Source organism: Streptosporangium sp. NPDC001559 (assembly GCF_042893955.1).
GTDB lineage: Bacteria > Actinomycetota > Actinomycetes > Streptosporangiales > Streptosporangiaceae > Streptosporangium.
On sequence record NZ_JBIAVG010000004.1, the window covers coordinates 498,801 to 518,009 of the forward strand.

20 protein-coding genes are annotated in these 19,209 nt (G+C 67.0%); 5 read left to right on the forward strand and 15 right to left on the reverse strand.

Features of this window, described 5'->3' with window-relative positions; all coding sequences use genetic code 11:
• Window positions 1–11: 11 nt before the first annotated feature.
• Window positions 12–1,271: a nucleotide sugar dehydrogenase gene (locus tag ACFYY8_RS12405; protein ID WP_390039991.1), complete on the forward strand. Its 1,260-nt coding sequence runs from the start codon at window positions 12–14 to the stop codon at window positions 1,269–1,271.
• A 533-nt stretch (window positions 1,272–1,804) separates the two neighbouring features.
• Window positions 1,805–3,067 (forward strand): glycosyltransferase, encoded by a 1,263-nt coding sequence (locus ACFYY8_RS12410; protein ID WP_390039993.1) that lies wholly within the window; start codon window positions 1,805–1,807, stop codon window positions 3,065–3,067.
• Between the two features lie 371 nt (window positions 3,068–3,438).
• Here the strand turns inward: ACFYY8_RS12410 and ACFYY8_RS12415 are convergent, their stop codons facing one another.
• On the reverse strand, window positions 3,439–3,930 hold the full coding sequence (locus ACFYY8_RS12415) for a MarR family winged helix-turn-helix transcriptional regulator (RefSeq protein WP_390039995.1): 492 nt from the start codon (window positions 3,928–3,930) through the stop codon (window positions 3,439–3,441).
• Between the two features lie 65 nt (window positions 3,931–3,995).
• Between ACFYY8_RS12415 and ACFYY8_RS12420 the strand changes: the two genes are divergently transcribed.
• Entirely contained in the window at window positions 3,996–4,853 is an 858-nt protein-coding gene (locus ACFYY8_RS12420; protein WP_390039997.1) for an alpha/beta fold hydrolase, read from the forward strand.
• A 121-nt stretch (window positions 4,854–4,974) separates the two neighbouring features.
• Here ACFYY8_RS12420 and ACFYY8_RS12425 read toward each other — a convergent pair whose 3' ends face one another.
• From ACFYY8_RS12425 to ACFYY8_RS12465, 9 genes are all read right to left on the reverse strand, one after another.
• Complete coding sequence (locus ACFYY8_RS12425; RefSeq protein WP_390039999.1) at window positions 4,975–5,373, reverse strand: DUF3592 domain-containing protein; 399 nt, start codon at window positions 5,371–5,373, stop codon at window positions 4,975–4,977.
• A 632-nt stretch (window positions 5,374–6,005) separates the two neighbouring features.
• Window positions 6,006–6,920, reverse strand: coding sequence for an LLM class flavin-dependent oxidoreductase (locus ACFYY8_RS12430; RefSeq protein ID WP_390040001.1), 915 nt, complete (start codon window positions 6,918–6,920; stop codon window positions 6,006–6,008).
• A gap of 88 nt (window positions 6,921–7,008) precedes the next feature.
• Window positions 7,009–8,100, reverse strand: coding sequence for an NAD(P)/FAD-dependent oxidoreductase (locus ACFYY8_RS12435; RefSeq protein WP_390040003.1), 1,092 nt, complete (start codon window positions 8,098–8,100; stop codon window positions 7,009–7,011).
• A 96-nt stretch (window positions 8,101–8,196) separates the two neighbouring features.
• On the reverse strand, window positions 8,197–8,667 hold the full coding sequence (locus ACFYY8_RS12440; protein WP_390040005.1) for a MarR family winged helix-turn-helix transcriptional regulator: 471 nt from the start codon (window positions 8,665–8,667) through the stop codon (window positions 8,197–8,199).
• A 450-nt stretch (window positions 8,668–9,117) separates the two neighbouring features.
• Window positions 9,118–9,393 (reverse strand): hypothetical protein, encoded by a 276-nt coding sequence (locus ACFYY8_RS12445; protein WP_390040007.1) that lies wholly within the window; start codon window positions 9,391–9,393, stop codon window positions 9,118–9,120.
• Between the two features lie 26 nt (window positions 9,394–9,419).
• Window positions 9,420–9,671 carry a hypothetical protein gene (locus ACFYY8_RS12450; RefSeq protein ID WP_390040009.1) on the reverse strand — a complete coding sequence of 84 codons (252 nt, stop codon included), beginning with the start codon at window positions 9,669–9,671 and terminating at the stop codon, window positions 9,420–9,422.
• Window positions 9,672–9,673: 2 nt separating this feature from the next.
• Window positions 9,674–10,129, reverse strand: coding sequence for a helix-turn-helix domain-containing protein (locus ACFYY8_RS12455; RefSeq protein ID WP_390040011.1), 456 nt, complete (start codon window positions 10,127–10,129; stop codon window positions 9,674–9,676).
• 443 nt (window positions 10,130–10,572) lie between these two features.
• Window positions 10,573–10,929: a hypothetical protein gene (locus tag ACFYY8_RS12460; protein ID WP_390040013.1), complete on the reverse strand. Its 357-nt coding sequence runs from the start codon at window positions 10,927–10,929 to the stop codon at window positions 10,573–10,575.
• Window positions 10,926–11,159, reverse strand: a complete 234-nt coding sequence (locus tag ACFYY8_RS12465) for a hypothetical protein (RefSeq protein WP_390040015.1) — start codon at window positions 11,157–11,159, stop codon at window positions 10,926–10,928. Before ACFYY8_RS12465 ends, ACFYY8_RS12460 begins: the two co-directional genes overlap by 4 nt.
• A gap of 30 nt (window positions 11,160–11,189) precedes the next feature.
• Here ACFYY8_RS12465 and ACFYY8_RS12470 point away from each other — a divergent pair, with 30 nt between their 5' ends.
• On the forward strand, window positions 11,190–11,375 hold the full coding sequence (locus tag ACFYY8_RS12470; RefSeq protein WP_390040017.1) for a hypothetical protein: 186 nt from the start codon (window positions 11,190–11,192) through the stop codon (window positions 11,373–11,375).
• Between the two features lie 8 nt (window positions 11,376–11,383).
• Here the strand turns inward: ACFYY8_RS12470 and msrA are convergent, their stop codons facing one another.
• Window positions 11,384–12,046, reverse strand: coding sequence for a peptide-methionine (S)-S-oxide reductase MsrA (gene msrA / locus ACFYY8_RS12475; protein WP_390040020.1), 663 nt, complete (start codon window positions 12,044–12,046; stop codon window positions 11,384–11,386).
• Window positions 12,047–12,184: 138 nt separating this feature from the next.
• On the opposite strand from msrA, the gene rarD reads away from it, so the two are divergent.
• A complete protein-coding gene (gene rarD, locus ACFYY8_RS12480) occupies window positions 12,185–13,117 on the forward strand; it encodes an EamA family transporter RarD (RefSeq protein ID WP_390040022.1) in 933 nt (310 codons plus the stop codon).
• Window positions 13,118–13,247: 130 nt separating this feature from the next.
• Here rarD and ACFYY8_RS12485 read toward each other — a convergent pair whose 3' ends face one another.
• The 4 genes from ACFYY8_RS12485 to nuoL are packed head-to-tail and all read right to left on the reverse strand — an operon-like array spanning window position 13,248 to window position 19,196.
• The gene (locus ACFYY8_RS12485) at window positions 13,248–14,243 is read right to left on the reverse strand and encodes a polyprenyl synthetase family protein (protein ID WP_390040024.1); all 996 of its coding nucleotides are present in this window, start codon (window positions 14,241–14,243) and stop codon (window positions 13,248–13,250) included.
• 14 nt (window positions 14,244–14,257) lie between these two features.
• On the reverse strand, window positions 14,258–15,811 hold the full coding sequence (gene nuoN / locus ACFYY8_RS12490) for an NADH-quinone oxidoreductase subunit NuoN (RefSeq protein WP_390040026.1): 1,554 nt from the start codon (window positions 15,809–15,811) through the stop codon (window positions 14,258–14,260).
• Window positions 15,808–17,355, reverse strand: coding sequence for an NADH-quinone oxidoreductase subunit M (locus tag ACFYY8_RS12495; RefSeq protein WP_390040028.1), 1,548 nt, complete (start codon window positions 17,353–17,355; stop codon window positions 15,808–15,810). The genes nuoN and ACFYY8_RS12495 overlap by 4 nt, the downstream gene beginning before the upstream one ends.
• On the reverse strand, window positions 17,355–19,196 hold the full coding sequence (nuoL, locus tag ACFYY8_RS12500) for an NADH-quinone oxidoreductase subunit L (protein WP_352011278.1): 1,842 nt from the start codon (window positions 19,194–19,196) through the stop codon (window positions 17,355–17,357). Before nuoL ends, ACFYY8_RS12495 begins: the two co-directional genes overlap by 1 nt.
• Window positions 19,197–19,209 lie beyond the last annotated feature (13 nt).

Here is a 19,209-nt window from a genome sequence, read left to right on the forward strand (position 1 = left end):
GAACGACAACCGTGCGCAGTGACCTGGTCGTCATCGGCCTGGGGTACGTAGGACTACCGCTGGCGCTGGAAGCGTGCCGATCCGGGCTGCTGGTCACCGGACTGGACCTCGACGCGGAAACAGTGGCTCAGCTCAACGCGGGTGTCTCTCACGTCGACGACATCGAAGATGATGAAATAGCCGCCATGCGTGCGGCGGGCTTCCGCGCCACAACCAACGAAAGCGTGATCGCGGAGGCCAACGCGGTGGTGGTGTGCGTACCGACCCCGCTGTCGGAACACGGCGGTCCCGACCTGACCATGGTGAAGGCCGCCTGTACGACAACGAGCCGGAACCTGCGGCCCGGGACGCTGGTGGTACTGGAATCAACCACCTACCCGGGCACCACCGACGAGGTGGTGCGTCCGATCTTGGAGCGCTCGGGTCTGACCGCCGGGACCGACTTCCATCTGGCCTTCTCTCCGGAACGTGTCGACCCTGGCAACAAACAGTACGGAATCAAAAACACGCCGAAGATAGTCGGCGGATACACCCTTGACTGCGCCAACGCGGCAGTCGCCCTCTACGGCAAGTTCGTCGACACCGTGGTCCAGGCCGGCGGTACCCGCGAGGCCGAGATGGCCAAGCTCATCGAGAACACCTACAGACATGTCAACATCGCCCTGGTCAACGAAATGGCGGAATTCTGCCACGAGTTGGGGATCGACGTGTGGGATGCGATCTCGTGCGCGGCCACCAAGCCCTTCGGCTTTCAGGCGTTCCGTCCCGGGCCGGGTGTCGGTGGTCACTGCATCCCCATCGACCCGATCTACCTGGCCCACAAGGTCCGTACGCTGGGCTACCCGTTCAGGATGGTGGAGCTCGCCCAGGAGATCAATACGCGGATGCCGCGGTATGTGGTCGAGCGGGCGCAGCGATTGCTCGACAAGGCAGGCAAGCCCCTCACCGGGGCGCACGTGCTGCTGCTCGGTGTCACCTACAAGGCCGACATCGCCGACCAGCGCGAAACCAGTGCCAACCCTGTGGCCAAGCGCCTGCGCGCCCTGGGCGCCCACGTCTCCTTCCACGATCCCTACATAACGCATTGGGAGGTGGAAGGCGTCGCCGTCCCCGCGGTGCCGGAGCTGACCCAGGGTCTTGAGAAGGCCGACCTGGTGATCCTCCTGCAACGCCACCGTAGCTACGAGATGGAGCAGATCTCACACCATGCCCGTCTGCTGCTGGACACCCGTGGTACCGCCCAGCGTCAGGCCCATGTTGAACTTCTGTAGAAAAGTCCTGGTGTCTCGCATGACACCACCCGTGCCTCGGGCGCACACCACGTCTCCATGAGGCTCGCGCTCCGCCACCATCCGATCCGCTTCGGAGGGAGCAAGCGCCGAACGACCTTCCGAACAGCCCGCCACAACGCAGGCGCCCTCTTTCCGGGGGCCGTCCCCGTCCCGTGCCTCGACGGCACCGGCCGGATTCAGCCGCTCGACGAGACCGAACGGTACACGCGCAGGCCTCAATCACTGGACGTTTGTCTGACAGGTCGTGCTCTCCCAGCTCTCCCAGCAGGTGCACCAGGCCGTGAGAGTAACTCACGGACAGTACCCGTGACGGTCGGCCTGCCCGGCGGACCGACGTCCGCGAGCGCGGCGGTGCAGGCGTCAGGCACCCCTGAGCGCAACCGGTCTCTCTGCACGCAATGCCACTGCACGGCACCGCCCAAGGCATCTTTCCTGAAACCCTTGTCGCAGCTAATAGACCTGGAGTACCGACAGTGTCCTGGCACGATCCGCGGCTAGCCGGAATTATCGTAGTGAACAACAAATATTTTCCCGAAAGCGAGCTGGTTCCAGCGAACGTGGGTGCGACGTCGTTCTCCCACTCAGTGTTGCGTTGCCTCCAGAGGGCCAACCTCTCTGCCGGGGTGATTCTCTACAAGCGAGATGAGGAGCTGGACGAGCCCCGGGTGCACATCGCATTTCGATCAGGCCTGATATGCGCGATCCTTGAGTTTAACTTCAGAATGGGCAGGAGGACGGTAAGCCTCGCCATCGCCAAAGCGGCGACGCTCCTGATGGCCGAGCACGGAATAACCGGCCAGGTAATGATCTACTATCAGACGGACGCTCTGCTGGGATTCCATCCGGAGGAGTTCGCATGCTGCGTGACCCACCACGGCCCCTTCGTACACGACTTCGTCGAGACGTTCTCCGCCGATGAGACCGGAAGGGCGTTCGGTGACGCGAACAAGGCGCTGCACCTGTTCAAGCACCAGGAATTGGGCCTGAGCAAGGTTCGGTCGAGCAAGCACATGTTCGTCCTGCAGCACTCACATCTGCAACGGGAATACCTGGTCAGCCGGGGTGTCGACGAGCAGCGCATCCACGCGGTACGGCCACCCATCACGCTGCCCAAGTCGCCGGAGATCCTTCAGGACGAGAAGCTTCGGGCATTCGTCGAGGAGGCCGAGCTGCTCGTGTTCACCGCGGTTGCCCGACTGGACTACTTCAAGAACGTCGAACTTCTTGTAGAAGGCGGGATTCAAGCACGCAAGCGCGGAATACCTCTCCGGATCCTGGTCGTCGGAGACAGACCCGAGGATGATGTCATGCGGGAGAGACTTCGCGCCCAGGTGCCGGCGGAGCATGAGGCGGATTTCATGGCGACGGCCAAACTCTCCAAGCCTCAACTTTATGCCCTGTTCAACCAGGCCAGGCCCAACGGGATATTCGTCTGTTCCTCGCGGTACGAGACGTTGGGCATCACTCCACTTGAAGCCGCGCTCTCCGGCGTCTGCACCCTGATGATCGACTCCGACAGGGTGGAGGCGCGCAGGTTCTTTCCATCGGCCTATCGGTTTCTTCCCAGCAGTATCGGCCTTGCCGACGTGATCGAGCGCATGTACGTGAGCCACCAGGGCGTCGAGCACATGGGCAAGGAACTACAGAGGAGCATCTCAGCCGATATCTCCGAGGAGAAGTTCGAGCGCGACACGCTCAGCGCGTGGGGAAACTTCTCGCGCGTCGCGCAGAGACTCAGTGGCCAGTTCCCGGTGACCGAGGATCATGTCGCGTGACGTTGACACGGCCTGGCCGCGATCACGGTAGAGCAGGACGGACACGGCTGCCGAGGATGAGCCGCCGAGGTTAAGGCGGTTCGAGGCACAAGCCGATCTCGACGAAGAGGCCGCCGATCGGATCTGACCGGCATCGATGCGTTCAGCCGGATCTTGATCGTCGCCTTGGGGGCGTCCGGGTCACCACCGGCGGGCCGCCCGGCCCGCGCCTGACACCGGCCTGGACGCCCTCGACGGGATCGAGCCGGAAGGCCCAGAGCCGATGACCGCTCGTCGACGGTCAGACCGGCGTCCACCGCCGTCACCCAGCCGCGCGTCCGTGTCCTCCGGCAGCTCCGGCACGTTCGTGCGGAACCATGGACCGGCACAACTCAGTCCTGGATGGTTCGTTTCAGGGCGACGGCCTCGTGCACAGCGCCGAGGAAGCGCTCGATGGTCGCCTGCTCCGTGGCGTCGAATCGGCCCATGACGGCGACGATCTCGTGGATGAGCGGGCCGAAGAAGCCCCATCCGAGCGCGACGGCGCTCTCGTCCACTTTCAGCAGCACCCGCCGACGATCTCGGGTGTCGCGTTCCCGGCGCACGTGACCGAGCCTTTCCAGCCGGTCGACCACCGCCGTGGTGCCCGCGGAGTTGAGGCCGAGGTTCGCCCCCAGCGTTCCCGGGGTGGCGGGCGTGCCCGTGCGAGCGGCGTCCAGCAGACAGATGAGCGCGCGTACATCGGTCGGATGAAGATCGTGTCCGGCGGCGAACCTCTCTCCCATACGGTCGAGTTCTACGGTGATGGCACGCAGCAGGTGGACCACCCGCATCCCGGCGTCCTGTTCGTACACGGCCCCGCCGCCCTCCCGACTCCTCGTCACCGCCCAGTATGGCATTATCTCGCTCAACGAGATTATTGCTGAGCGAGCTACTTATCGGGGTGGGCATGTCCGACGACGGGAGCGCGGTCTTCCTCTCCGCCTACGACGCGGTCCTTGAGCGCTGGCCGGTCCGGGTCGAGTCGATCGATCTGCCGTCGGTGTACGGCACGACACGGGTGAACGCGTGCGGCCCCGTGGACGGCCCGCCGCTGGTCCTGTTGCACGGCGGTGGCACCACGGCGGCGATGTGGTTCGCCAACGTCGCCGAGTTCGCGCACCGCCACCGGGTGTACGCCGTGGACCGCGTCGGCGAGCCGGGACTGAGCGTCCGGGGCGAACGTCCCCCTCGTGACGTCCGTGATCTGCTCGGCTGGCTGGACGGGGTACTCGACGGGCTCGGGATCGAGAGCGCCGCTGTGTGCGGACACTCCTATGGCGCGTGGATCGCCCTGACGTACGGTCTCCACGCGCCCCAGCGGGTCCGGCGGCTCGTCCTGCTCGATCCGACGCAGTGTTTCGGCGGGTTCCGGGCGGGATACCTGGCACGCGCGCTGCCGTCCCTCACACGGCCGACGGCCTCGCGGGCGCGGGCGTTCCTGGCGTGGGAGACCGGCGGAGCGCACGCCGACCCCGCCTGGCTGCGGCTCTACGGTCTGGCCGCGGAGTTCCCGGACACGAAGATCGTGACCGGGAGACGGCCCAAGCCCGAATCGCTGCGCGCGCTCACGACGCCGACCCTGGTCCTCCTCGCCGGACGCGGCAGGGCCCACTTCCCGCACCGTGTCGCATCCGCCGCCGCACGCCTTCTCCCCCACGCGGAGATCGCGGTGCTGCCGGGCCTGTCCCACCACGCGATGCCATGGCACGAGGCCGCCGACCTCAACACCCGCGTCGTCGGCTTCCTCGACAGAACAGCGATGTGAGGCCCGAACGGTCCGAGACCGTGCGGGGGCCTCACCCCTCCGCACCGTGAGAGACGCGGAGCCACTCCTCGGTCGGGCCTTCCGGCCTGACGCGGCGCCCCCGAGGCCGCGGTAATCGTCCTCACAACCAGGACCTGACCGCGAAGACCAGGGAGACCACCAGGACGACCGCCCCGACGATCAGGAACAGCGCGCCGTGAAGCACGCCGCTGCCGCCCGCCCCGTCCAGACGGACACGCTGGGGTCGCTCGGGGTCGTAGACCACCATGACCTGCTGGCCCGGACGAACCGGCGACGGGTTGAAGCCCAGATCCGACTCGGTCTCCACCACGGAGCCCCGCACCGTCTGGAACCGCAGGGTGGGGTAGTACACGCCCTTGTGATGGCCGCCGGACCGGCGCAGGCTCACGACGACGCCCGGCACCCGCGCCCCGTGCCGCCGCAGCCACCGTCCAACGGTGATGGTACGGACACTGGTCCCGATGAACACCGCTCCGAACACGATTCCGACCAATGGCATGATGCTTATGTCCACTGCCTCCCCATCTCGTTCAAGGGCCGCCGTTCGCGATCCCGTTCGAGGGCCCGCACCGTCGAGGCCCGACCCGGTCGATCACCCGCCGGTGATCGCGTCATCAGAAGGAGCGACGGGCCGCGGCGGCTTGCCGGACACCTCGTGGTCCCTGCGATTCCCCGGCATGAACCGCACCGGTGCTCTCCGGCGCATAACGCTTCTCCGTGACAGCCCGGTGTGATGCACGGCAGCAGGATTCCGGTCCGCGATTGCAAGCGACTTGGATCTTGCTGCAGGACGCACGACCGTTCGCGGCGGCGGAACGGCTCGTCCCCGGGCGAGCCGTACGGCGAGAGACGCGGAGTCACTCCTCGGCCGACACCGGCCACACCGGACAGGCCACGCCTGTGCCACGGACGCCGCAGTAGCCGATATGTCCACATGACACGAAACGCTCGCGGCACAGTCCACAGTCGTCGTGCGCATGCGGACAGTGCGGAACGGGATACGGAACCGGCCCGGGGCGGGTGCCGTACCGCTCCGTCCTGCGGTCTTGCCGGAGCACGTCACCCGCCGGACATGGACCTCATGTCGTCGGTGATCAGGACAGCCGGGAGCGGAGTGACGACAGACCGACCTCAGCCGTTCTTCTTCGCGATCGCTTCGCGCACGGCCGGGACGATCTCCCTGGCCCAGCGGCCGAGGGCGACGAGGTCCGGAGCGCCGTGATCGACCGAAAAGAAGACGAAGCCCGACGCGTTGTGCTCCAGCACGGCTCCGGTCAGTTCCTCAACCCACTGACCGACCGAGCCGCCGATCCATCGGCCCCCGTGGTCACGGGCGGCGGGCAGCGGCCGGTCGGTGATGCGGCCGGGGAAGTTGTAGATCGTGCGAATCTCGCGCGGATCCCGGCCTGCGGCCGCCGCCGCCTCGTCGATGACCGGCCGCGAGGTCCGGTAACGCTCGCTGAGCCAGTCCGCCGCGTGGCCGGGAATCCAGCCGTCGGCCACCCTGCCGGTGACGGCCAGGGATTTCGGCCCGTTCGACCCCGTCCACACGGGAGGCGCGGCCACGGGAGCGGGCTCGACCTGGTTCACCTGATAGTGGCGGCCCCGGTGGGTGACCGGCGGTCCACCGCCCGACAGCTTCTTGATCAGGACGATCGCCTCCTCGAAGGCGTCCACGGCGGCGCCCGGCGACAGCCGGGGCACACCCATGTCGGCGATCCGGTCCCACAGTCCGCCCGCGCCCATGCCGAGCACGACGCGGCCGCCGGACAGCGCCGACAGCGACGTCGCGGTCCTGGCCAGCATGGGAGCGGGCCGGGTTGGCAGGTTGGTGACATTGACGAGGCCGGCGATGTGCCGCGTACCCCCGAGGATGAAGCCGAGTGCGGCGTAGGCGTCCAGCCGTTCGCCGAGGTAGGGATGGTCGGACAGCGAGAAGAGGTCGAGCCCGTCACGGTCGGCCTGCTGAGCCATGCGCAGCAGCTCCGGCGCCTCGCCGATGCCACTGTGCGCGCCGAAGCCGAAGACGACGTCGTGTCCAGACATGCTTCTGCCTTTCCTTGGTGTGTCCTGGTGCACGGTGAGTGTGGGGACCGAGCGTCCCGAACCGCCGAGGGAGGTGTGCCCCTCGCCTTCAGGTGGAGCCGAACTGTTCGGTGAAACGGCCGGTGAACAGGTCGGCTCCCTTGTACTGGACGACCGTCTCGGCCGGGACGACGGCCGGACCGTCGGGGGTGGGCAGCTGACCGACACCGCCCCGTGATCCGAGCGGGAGCAGGATCATCGGGTGGGGCAGGGGCCGGTAGGCGGCCGTTGGCCGCTCGCCGCGCAGTTGAGCGATGATGTTGCGCGCCACCACCTCGGCGTGCTGCATCGCGTACCCGGCCATCTTGGCCTCGGCGACGTCGGTTATGTCGCCGATCGCGTAGACGTGGTCGTACCCGCGGACGTTGAGCGTCTCGGTGACCGGGACCTGCCCCTGCGGCGTGCGGGTGGTGAGCCGGCCGTCGGCGAGGTAGTCGCTGTTGACGCGCACACCGTAGGCGCGGAACCAGATGTCGGCGGTGATCTCCTCCCCGCCGGTCGTGGTGACGGTGAAGGTCTCGGCCCGGCCGGACCCGGTGGTCGGCGGCGCGGTCAGATCGGCGCCCAGCCGCAGATGGATGTCCAGCTCGTCGAGCTGACGGTGCAGGTCATGGCGCAGCTCCGGATCGAATGCGGGCAGCAACCGCTCGGCCGGGTCGAAGACGGTCACGTGCTTGTGCGGCCAGACCTCCTTGATCTCCCCTGCCAGCTCCAGACCGACCGGCCCCGCGCCCAGGATCAGCACCCGTTCGGCACCGGCCAGTTCCTTGTGGGTCAGGCGGAGGTCGTCCAGGATCCGCTCGGTGGAGTCGGCGTCGGGCTTGGCCGGGTAGGCGTAGTCGGAACCCGTGGCCAGGACCAGATAGCCGGCCTCGACCCGCTCGCCCGAGGCCAGGGTGACACCGCCGGGATCCACCGAGACCGCACGGTCGCGGATCACCGTGCCCCGGGTCAGGAAGTCGGCGTAGGGGAAGAACATGTTGCTCCCCCATTCGGGCCGGGTCAGCGTCCGCAGCGAACCCGCCGTGTTGACGAACGCGTCCCGGGGATCGATGAGGACAACCTCGGTCTCAGCGGCCAGTGCCTTGGCGAGCGCCGCCCCTCCATAACCGCCGCCGATGACCACGACCTTAGGATCCATGACGCACACCCCGATCATCAAAAACGATTGAGTTCGTGCCACGAACCATATTAGTTCGTTGCACGAACTTCAACCCGGGGTGATTTGACGCCCGTGTTACGGGTGCGCTCCCTCGCCGGGCTCCAGGAAGACCACGGGGACCTTGTTGTCCAGCACGACGCGGCCGAGCAGGCCGGCGAGCGTGTCGCGGTCGACGTCGGCGAGCCCCGTCGCCAGATCCTCGATCCGCCTGCACGTCTCGGCGTAGAACTCCTCCGCGAGCCCGCTCCCCTTCCTGGTGAGCGCGATCCGCACCGCCCGCGAGTCCTGCGGGTCCGGTGCGCGCCGGACCAGGCCGTTGCGCTCGGTGCGGTCCACCAGGCCGGTGAGGCTCGACTTGGCCAGCCCCAGCATCGCACCCAGCTCGCTCATGCCGTACGGCTGCGCCATCAGCACGCACAGCAACTGCCCCTGCTGCGAGGTGAGGCCGTACTCCCTGGCGGACTCGGTGTACACGGCGTTCACCAGGAACGTGGACCGCACCAGCGCGGCCACCACTCCGATCTGCCCCTCATCACGCTTTCCCATGCACTCAGAGTAACATTCGGATGTCCTACAATTCGCAGGACGAACTATCCCTCCCCGACGGATCGCCGAGCGATCGGGCCGGCTGCCGCGCATTCACGCCCCGTTGGGGGGAACCGCCCACCGGGGCTCCCCAGGACCACGGCACGCTGTTCGCCGAAGCCTCGCGCGCTCACGAGCCGGCCTTCGTCGAGTCCGCGAAGCGACGGCGACGCCGCGCGGCCAGACACGACTCACGACCGGGAAGGCGGAGGCGGACCACAAAACGGGGTACGGCTCACTCAGGGGGCGGGAGCGAGCCGTATCGGTGAAACAGGCGTCGACACCGGCCACACCGGACAGGCCACGCCCGTGCCGCGGTAGCCGTTGAGCACTCGAACAAGTATTGCTGGTGATAGCGGTTCGCTTCAGCCAGCAAATCACTCCCACCGTCACCCCAGCCTCGATGGCCCGCTAACCGGCCCGGAGAGAGGCGACTGATTCGACCAGACCTGCTTTCTCCAAAGCGTCAAGCACATCGTCTACGGCCTCCGGCGGGTTGATCCGCGAGTCCGCGATCTGCTGAACACAGGCCCAGACCACTCGTCCATCGAGATCGATCTGGTCCAGCACGAAGTCATCGGGAGACTTGGCCTCAATCTCCCAGGGCGCCAAGTGTTCCGAAGGAAAGTCCCTGAGATTTGACGTGACGATGACCTGTGCCCCTACTTTGATCGCCGCGGCAAGCACATGCCGGTCGTCCGGGTCAGGTAGCTTCAGTCCCTCGATAAGGGTTCGTACCCCTCGACCAGGCAGTCTCGGACCGCAGAGTTCATGAGCAGGCGAAGCTTGCCCAGTTTCTCCTCCGGAATGTCTGGACGATTGGCGGCAAGATTACGCTGCATTTCGTCGAGGATCCTGCTGGTCCACTTGGCCTGGAGCCGTCCGGTCATGGCCAGGCGGATGAGCAGGTCGCGAAGTGTGTTGCCATAGAGCACGTTCGCGCCATAGACCACCACAAAGCTCATGCTCAGATGCCCAGCTCCTGGCCTAGCGCAGCCAGTTCATCGGCAGCCGTACGGCGCTTGGCGTCATCGCGACGTTTGTACTCCTGAAGGTCCTCATATGTGACACGCCTGTGCTTACCAACCAAGCGGAAGGGAATCTCTCCTTCCTCTAGAAGCTTGATCAGGTAGGGGCGCGAAACGTTCAGCATGTCCGCCGCCTGCTGGGTCGTCAGCTCGGCGTGAGAGGGGATGACCGTCACCCCTCGCCCTTCAGCCGCCTGGGCAAGAATGAAGGCCAACAGGCTCACGGCTTCCCGAGGCAAGATCAATGGGTCCTCAGCACCGTGTTCCCCGACAACACGGATGACCGACTGCTCGGGAGACCGCATGAGGTAATCCTTGATGCGGCGTACAGCACGGCTGGCCATCTCAGCATCGATGCTTCCGGGTTGCACTCGCTTGGCCTGCACATCTGTCATCGCTCCACCTCCTCTTCGCAGTATCCGCAACAAACGAAATAAACGCAAGCGATGACGATGAGCCTCTGGATTGCCGACTGATCCGCACTGCACCCGGGTCAGACGCCATGATCACCAATGAGCGGCATCGGCATGGTCACGCTGTATACGCCCCCCGAGCTGTAGGCAGTGGCTGAGATTCGGACAGCCGACATGGCGGACGATCGCGGATCAAGTGTGGCCAGACGATAGAACGACTCGCGCCCAGGAGTTGAGCGCGAGCCGCACAGCGGAGCGCTGTGGAGCTACTCCTCGGTCGGGACCAGGCCCGTCTGGCAGGAACCCCACCTCGACGGGTCACCTAGCTTGACGTTGGTGCCGCCGATGCCGCAGCGGCCATCGGAGTTCGGGAGGCTTCCACGGTCCGGACAAGGGATCACCCGATCAGCTCCCCGCCTCCGGCTTCAGCCGTCGGTGTCTTTCGGGTGACGGGGTGAGGCATAGACGATCCAGACAGTGCGAGTGGCGTCATCAATGGCATAGCGGACACGCCCGCCGCTGGTGACCTCGAACTCCCACTGCTCCAGGTCCTGGCCATTATGACGATGAGTCGCGAGGTCACCGCGTAGGCGATGTTGACGCTCATGGTCCGCTCGTGAGCGGGGATCGGCGCGCGGTGTCTCGAAACATCGGCGTGTGTTGCCCAGGGCGTGGCGGCACAGTTCTTCCCGCCCCTTGACCGCGTCACCGGCACCGAACCGGATATCCCATTCGTCATCCGGAGGCGGGACCGTGACCCGGTCACCACGCTTCGGACTCATGCTGAAACCTCTACCGGCCCGAAGTCGCCACTTGTGGCCTTGCGAGCCTGGGCGTAGTGCACGGGGTCGGCCTTGATCCGAGCGGTCGCCCGCCAGCCCGCGATGACTTCCTGTGTGGTGAGGTCGACCTCCAGTTCCGCGGCGTCAGAGAGCGCTTCCACCAGTTCGAGGGTGAAGGCACGCAGCTCGTCGGAGGTGAGGTGGCGAACCCAGGGGAAGACCTCAGGCATGGCGATGACCAGCGCGCGGGCGGTCGGATCGTGCTTGATGAGGGCGAGGAACAGGCGGGATGCCGTAGCCAGTGTCTGCCCGCGCTGATCCTCACGGTCGGCGGCGGTCAGGTAGAAGTCCGGGGCATCACGGTGAGTGACGCGTACTCGACCGAGGCGGGCCCCACAAGCGGGTACGACTCACCCCCGGAAACCGGGCGCGAGCCGTACCGGTGAGGACGGCGTTACTCCTCGGTCGGCACCAGCCCCACCGGGCAGGCCACACCCGTGCCGCCGATGCCGCAGTAGCCGTTGGGGACCTTGTAGAGGTACTGCTGGTGATATTCCTCGGCGTGGTAGTAGTCGCCCGCGGGGGCTATCTCTGTGGTGATCTTGCCGTAGCCCGCCTCGTCGAGCACCTGCTGGTAGGCGTCGCGGGAGGCCAGGGCGGACTTCTCCTGCTCGGGCGAGTGGTGGTAGATCGCCGAGCGGTACTGGGTGCCGACGTCGTTGCCCTGGCGCATGCCCTGGGTCGGGTCGTGGTTCTCCCAGAAGACGCGCAGCAGTTCCTCGTAGGAGACCCTGGACGGGTCGAAGATCACGCGGACGACCTCGGTGTGGCCGGTCTGGCCGGTGCACACCTCCTCGTAGGTCGGGTTGGGCGTGTAACCGCCCTCGTAGCCGACCGAGGTGGAGACCACGCCCGGGGTCTGCCAGAACTTGCGCTCGGCGCCCCAGAAACAGCCCAGGCCGAAGTCGGCGATCTCGGTCCCCTCGGGGTACGGCGGAGCCAGCGGAGCGTCGAGGACCGCGTGGCGCGCGGGCACCGCGATCGGGGTGGTACGGCCCGGCAGCGCGTTCTCCGGGACGACCATGGAAGTCTTGTCCTTGCCGAACAGCCAGCCCATGCTGCGAACCTCCTTCTGACACGTTCTCACCAGCTAGGAACCATCCTGGCCGCTCCCGTGTTCCCTTAAGCACACCTTAATCATCGGGCAAGTATCACTAATTTGTGTTAAATCACGTAAGCAGTAAAAATGGGGGACATGCCTGAATCACGACGTGGGGTCCTCTACGGCATCGCCGCCTACGGCATGTGGGGTCTGTTTCCCCTGTACTGGCCGCTCCTGAAGCCCTCCGGAGCCCTGGAGATCCTCGCCCACCGCATGGTGTGGTCCCTCGCGGCCGTCGTCGTGATCCTGGCCGTGCGACGTCACTGGTCGTGGTTCCGTGAACTGCTGCGCACCCCGAAGAAGCTCGCCCTCCTCGCCCTCGCCGCCGCGATCATCACGGTCAACTGGGGCGTCTACATCTACGCGGTCAACGCCGGACATGTGGTCGAGAGCGCGCTCGGTTACTTCATCAACCCGCTGGTGAGCGTGTTGTTCGGCGTCGTGCTGCTCAAGGAGCGCCTGCGGCCGTGGCAGTGGGGAGCCGTCGGGCTCGGCGCCGCGGCGGTCCTGCTGCTCGCCATCGACTACGGCAGGCCGCCGTGGATCGCGCTGACGCTGGCGGCCAGCTTCGGCACCTACGGCCTGGTCAAGAAGATCGCGCAGGTGGGGGCCGCGGAGAGCATGGCCATCGAGACCCTGGTGCTGCTGCTTCCCGCGCTCGGCTACCTGGCCTTCCTGCAGGGCCAGGGGCAGAACACCTTCGGATCCGAGGGCCTCGGGCACGCCCTGCTGCTCGTCGGGGCGGGCATCATCACCGCCATTCCGCTGCTGCTCTTCACGGCGTCGGCCCTGCGGGTGCCGCTCACCACGGTCGGCCTGCTGCAGTACATCGCCCCGGTTCTGCAGTTCCTGGTCGGGATCCTCGTCGTCCACGAGGTCATGCCGGCCAGCCGCTGGGTCGGGTTCGCGATCGTCTGGCTGGCCCTGTCGGTCTTCACCTGGGACGGCCTCCGTACGGCCCGGCGCTCCCGTCGCGCCGTACGTGAGAGCGTCACGGTCCAGCCTGCGGAGATGACGAGCCGCTGAGGAGCACTGAGGAGCCGGTCGGCTGACACGGCCCACCCATCCACAAAAGGCGAAAAATCCCGAAAAATCGGGGTTGGCCGGAAAGCCCGCTGAAAAGCCCACAGCGGGGCCGTACGCCCCGAGGGGCGGATCAGCCCGAGCGCTCGATGACGTAGTCGCACAGAGCGAGATAGGCGGCCCTGGCGGGTATGTCCGGAAGGCCGGAGAGATCCTTGCGTGCCCGATCGATCCAGGAGACCAGTTCCGCGCGGGCCCGCTCCATCGCCGGGTGCGCGCGCAGCAGACGCAGGGCCTCCTCGACGTCCTCCTCGGCCACCGGCCCGGCCAGCAGCTCACGCAGGCGGGCGTCCTCCGGCGACTCCGAGGCCAGGACGTACAGCATCGGCAGGGTGTGAACGCCCTCACGCAGGTCGGTTCCCGGCGTCTTGCCCGAATCGGCCGACTCGGAGGCCACGTCCAGCAGGTCGTCACCGAGCTGCCAGCCGATTCCGATCGCCTCGCAGGCCCTGGTCAGCCGGTCGACGACCTCCGGCGCGGCACCGCTCAACAGGCCGCCGAACCGGCCTGAGGTGGCGATCAGGGACCCGGTCTTGTCGGCCAGCACCTCGATGTAGTGGGCGATGGGGTCTTCGCCCTCGCGGGGGCCGATGGTCTCGCGGATCTGCCCGCGCACCAGCCGGGAGAACGTCTGCGCCTGGATGCGGATGACCTCGGGGCCGAGATCGGCGAGGATCTCCGAGGCCTGGGCGAACAGATAGTCGCCGGTCAGGATGGCCACGGTGTTGTCCCAGCGGGCGTTGGCCGACGGTGACCCCCTGCGCACCGGGGCCTCGTCCATCACGTCGTCGTGGTACAGCGTGGCCAGATGGGTCAGCTCGATGACCACGGCTCCGGGAACCACCCCCGAAGCCCCGGATGAGCCGAACTGGGCCGCCAGCAGCACGAGCATCGCCCGGAACCGCTTGCCGCCCGCCTCGATGAGATGCCGGGACGCCTCCGTGACGAAGGAGTCCCGGCTCTCGACCGAGGACCGCAGCAGCTTCTCGACCTCCGCCAGTCCGTCGGCGAGGTCCTGCGCCAACCGCTCGTCGACGAACGGGAGATCAACAACGGGTGGCGCAGCCATGAAGCACTACTCCTCTAACGAATGAACAACGCGGACGCAGCCTGGTCCGCCAGAGTCAGCACCGGCTGCGGGAAGACCCCCAGCACTACGGTAGCCGCTGCCGCCAGAGCGACCACAGCCGAGGTGCCGACGCTGGGCGTCGCGATGCTCGGGCCGTCCGCCGCGGGCTCGTTGAAGAACATCAGCACGATCACGCGGACGTAGAAGAACGCCGCGATCGCCGAGCTCACCACACCCACGATGACCAGCGGCAGCACCCCGCCGCCGACCGCCGCGGTGAACACCGCGTACTTCCCGAAGAAACCGCTCGTCAGCGGGATGCCCGCGAAGGCCAGCAGGAAGAAGGCGAAGATGCCCGCGAGCACCGGGGACCGCTTGCCCAGACCCGCCCACCGGGACAGGTGCCCGGCCTCGCCGCCCGCGTCGCGGACCATGGTGACGACCGCGAAGGCGCCGACCGTGGTGAAGCCGTAGGCCGCCATGTAGAACAGGACCGCCGACAGCGCCTGGGAGTTCTGCTCCGCGGCGCCGGTGGCGATCACGCCGGTGAGCATGAAGCCCGCGTGCGCGATGGACGAGTAGGCGAGCATGCGCTTGATGTCGGTCTGGGTGATCGCCAGGATCGCACCGACGATCATCGTCAGGATCGCCACGCCCCACATGACCGGGCGCCAGTCCCAGTCGAGGTTGCCCAGCGCCACCCAGAAGACGCGCAGCAGCGCGCCGAAGGCGGCGACCAGCACGGTCGAGGCCATCAGCGCGGTGACCGCGGTCGGCGCGCCCTGGTAGACGTCGGGCTTCCACGCCTGGAACGGCACGGCGCCGATCTTGAACAGCAGGCCGACGCCGAGCAGCGCGACGCCGACGAGCAGCAGGGTCTGCTGACCGGAGACGCTGCCGAGCGACTCGCTGATGGCCCTCAGGTCGACCGACCCGGCGTAGCCGTACACCAGGGCCGTGCCGTAGAGGAAGAAGGCCGAGGAGAAGGCGCCGAGCAGGAAGTACTTGACCGAGGCCTCCTGCGAGAGCAGGCGGCGACGGCGGGCCAGGCCGCACAGCAGGTACAGCGGCAGGGACATGACCTCAAGGCCGACGAACATGGCCAGCAGGTCGTTCGCCGCGGGGAAGAGCAGCATGCCGCCGACCGCGAACAGCAGCAGCGGGTAGACCTCGGTCTGGGCGAATCCGCTGCGGACCGCCTCCTCCTCGTCCACGCTGCCCGGTACGGCCGCCGCCTGCGCGACGAACTGGTCGTCGTCGTTGATCAGCAGCGCGCTGACGAAGGCCAGGATGAGGATGATGCCCCAGATGAACAGCGCGGGACCGTCGACCGCGACCGCGCCCATGGCGGCGGCCCGCTCCGGCAGGCCGTTGAGGGCCGTCAGGATGGTCGTGACGAACGCGCCGATCAGCGCCAGCAGCGTGAGCGGCATCTGGATCGACTTGCGCAGGTAGCGAGGCGCGAACGCCTCGACCAGCACACCGACGAGCGCCGCGCCGAACACGATCAGCATCGGGGACAGCAGCGCGTACTCGATCGTCGGGCTGGTGATGGTGGTGCCGTTCACTGCCCGGCCCCCTTCTTCTCAGCGACGGCCGGAGTGATGTGGACGTTGGAGATGTGAACGTTGGACAGCGTGTGGTCCACCGCCGGGTTGATCATGTCGAGCGCCGGCTTGGGGAAGAACCCAAGAGCGATGATCATGACGATCAGCGGGCCGACCACCCACCGTTCCCTGGCGTCGAGGTCGGGCAGGCCCTTGACCTTCTCCGCCGTCGGGCCGTTCATCGTGCGCTGGTACATCCACAGGATGTAGATCGAGGCCAGGATCACACCGGTGGTCGCGATGACCGTCGGGACGACGTAGCGCTCGTAGCTGCCGAGCAGGACCATGAACTCGCTGACGAAGGTCGACAGACCCGGCAGCGACAGGCCGGAGAGCCCGGCGATCAGGAAGGTGCCCGCCAGCACGGGGGCGACCTTCTGCACGCCTCCGTAGTCGGCGATCTGACTGGAACCGCGGCGGTAGATCAGGAACCCGGTGATCAGGAACAGCGCACCGGTCGAGAAGCCGTGGTTGACCATGTAGAGCGTGGCGCCGGCGCCCGCGTTCGTGGTCATCGCGAACACGCCGAGGGCGATGAAGCCGAAGTGCGAGATCGAGGTGTAGGCGATCAGGCGCTTCATGTCGGTCTGGCCGATGGCCACGATCGCGCCGTAGATGATGCCGACCACCGAGAGCGTGATCACCAGCGGCGTGAAGAACTTGGCCGCGTCGGGGAACAGCTCAAGGCAGAAGCGGAGCATGCCGTAGGTGCCGACCTTGTCCAGCACACCGACCAGCAGTACGGCCGCGCCGGCCGGGGCCTGCGCGGCGGCGTCGGGCAGCCAGGTGTGGAAGGGCCACAGCGGCGCCTTGACCGCGAAGGCGATGAAGAAGCCGAGGAAGAGCCACTTCTGCGTGGTCGGGTCCTGGATGACCCCGACCAGCTCGGGGAACATGAAGGTGCCCTTCTCGGCGATCACGTAGAGCGCGATCACCGCGACCAGCATGAGCAGGCCGCCGAAGAGCGAGTAGAGCAGGAACTTCACGGCCGCGTAGGACCGCTGGGGGCCGCCGTACGACCCGATCATGAAGTACATCGGGATCAGCATGGCTTCGAAGAAGACGTAGAAGAGGAAGACGTCGGTCGCCGCGAAGACGCCGATCATCATCGCTTCCAGCACCAGCAGCAGGGCGAAGTAGGTCTTCACGGACCGCTTGGGCGGGGCCGCGGCCCCGGTGCCGTCCGCGTCGTGCCAGGAGGCCAGGATCACGATCGGCACCAGGATGACCGACAGCGCGATCAGCACCAGGGCGATGCCGTCGACGCCGACGCCGTAGTGCACGCCGAAGGCCGGGATCCAGTTGTAGACCTCGGCGAACTGGAAGCGGGTCTCCTTCGCGGCGCCCAGGGCCGGGTCGAACCTGAACGCCATCACGGCGGTCAGGGCCAGCACGACCAGCGAGACCACGAGGGCCACCTGCTTGGCGAGCTTGTCACTCTTGACAAGGGAGACACCCACCGCGCCCACGACGGGCACGGCTATCAGGGTCGAGAGCCAGGGCATCACATGTTCCCTACGTAGAGCAGCGCGCCAACGACCACGGCGGCACCGAAGAGGATGGACAGCGCGTACGACCGTACGTAGCCGGTCTGCACGCGGCGCAGCCGCCCGGAGGTGCCGCCGATCGCCGCGGCCAGCCCGTTGACCAGGCCGTCGATGCCTCGGTTGTCGAAGAACACCGCGAGCCGGGTCAGCCACTGGCCGGGGCGCATGAGCAGCGCCTCGTTGAGGGCGTCGCCGTACAGGTCACGGCGGGCGAAGGTCGTGAGGAACGAGCCGCGCGGGGCGACCCGGGGCACCTCGGCGGCGCCGTACCTGAACCAGGCGAAGGCGGCGCCGACGGCGACCAGCGCGAGCGTGGCCAGACCGGGGACGCTGAAGGGGTGGAAGCTGGGCAGCTCCTCCGGCAGGCCGACGGCCGGGCCGAGGAAGAGCATGAACCGGTTGCCCAGGACCAGGAAACCGCCCAGGAAGATCGACCCGATCGACAGGATGATCAGCGGAACCGTCATGACGGCGGGCGACTCGTGCGGGTGGGCGTCCTCCTCCCAGCGCCGCTTGCCGAAGAAGGTCATGAAGACCATCCGCGACATGTAGAAGCCGGTGATGCCCGCGCCGACGACGGCGAGCCAGCCGAGGATCTGGTTGTGCTCCATGGCCGTCTCGATGATGCCGTCCTTGGTGAAGTAACCGGACAGCAGCGGGAAGCCGATGATCGCCAGGTAGCCGATCATGAAGGTGATCGCGGTGATCTTCATCACCGAGAACAGCCCACCGTACTTGCGCATGTTGACCTCGTCGTTCATGCCGTGCATGACCGAACCGGCGCCGAGGAACATGTTGGCCTTGAAGAAGCCGTGGGTGATCAGGTGCGCGATGGCGAAGGTGTAGCCGACCGGGCCGAGGCCCGCACCGAGCATCATGTAGCCGATCTGCGACATCGTCGAGCCGGCCAGGCCCTTCTTGATGTCGTCCTTGGCGCAACCGATGATCGCACCGGCGAGCAGCGTGGCCACACCGACGATCGTCACGACGAGCTGCGCGGTCGGGGCGGCCTCGAAGAACGCGCCGGAGCGGACGACGAGGTAGACGCCGGCGGTGACCATGGTCGCGGCGTGGATGAGGGCCGAGACCGGGGTCGGGCCCTCCATCGCGTCCAGCAGCCAGGACTGCAGCGGCAGCTGGGCGGACTTGCCGCACGCGCCCAGGAGCAGCAGCAGGCCGATGGCGGTGAGCGTGCCCTCCGAGGCACCGCCCGCCGCGCCGAAGGCCTCCTTGAAGGTGACCGAGCCGAACGTGGTCCAGATCGTGAAGATCGCGATCAGGAGGCCGAAGTCACCGACCCGGTTGACGATGAAGGCCTTCTTCGCCGCCACCGCGGCCGAGGGCTTGAACTGCCAGAAGCCGATCAGCAGGTAGGACGCCAGACCGACGCCCTCCCAGCCGATGAACAGTCCGACGTAGTTGTCGGAGAGCACCAGCAGCAGCATGGCCGCGACGAACAGGTTCAGGTAGGAGAAGAACCTGCGGCGGTCGGGGTCGTGCGACATGTAGCCGATCGAGTAGATGTGGATCAGCGAACCCACACCGGTGATCAGCAGGGCGAAGCTGATCGACAGCGGGTCGATCAGGAGGCCCATGTTCGCGACGCCGGGGATGAACTGGTAGAGCTCGACCGCCATCCGGCGCTTGTCCTCCGGCTGACCGAGCAGCTCGACGAAGGACAGCACCGCGACGACGAACGCGGCCAGCGACATGGCGACGCCGAGCAGGTGCCCCCAGCGGTCGGTACGGCGGCCGCCGAGCAACAGGATCGCGGCGCCGATCAGCGGCAGCGCGATCATCAGCCAGGAGACC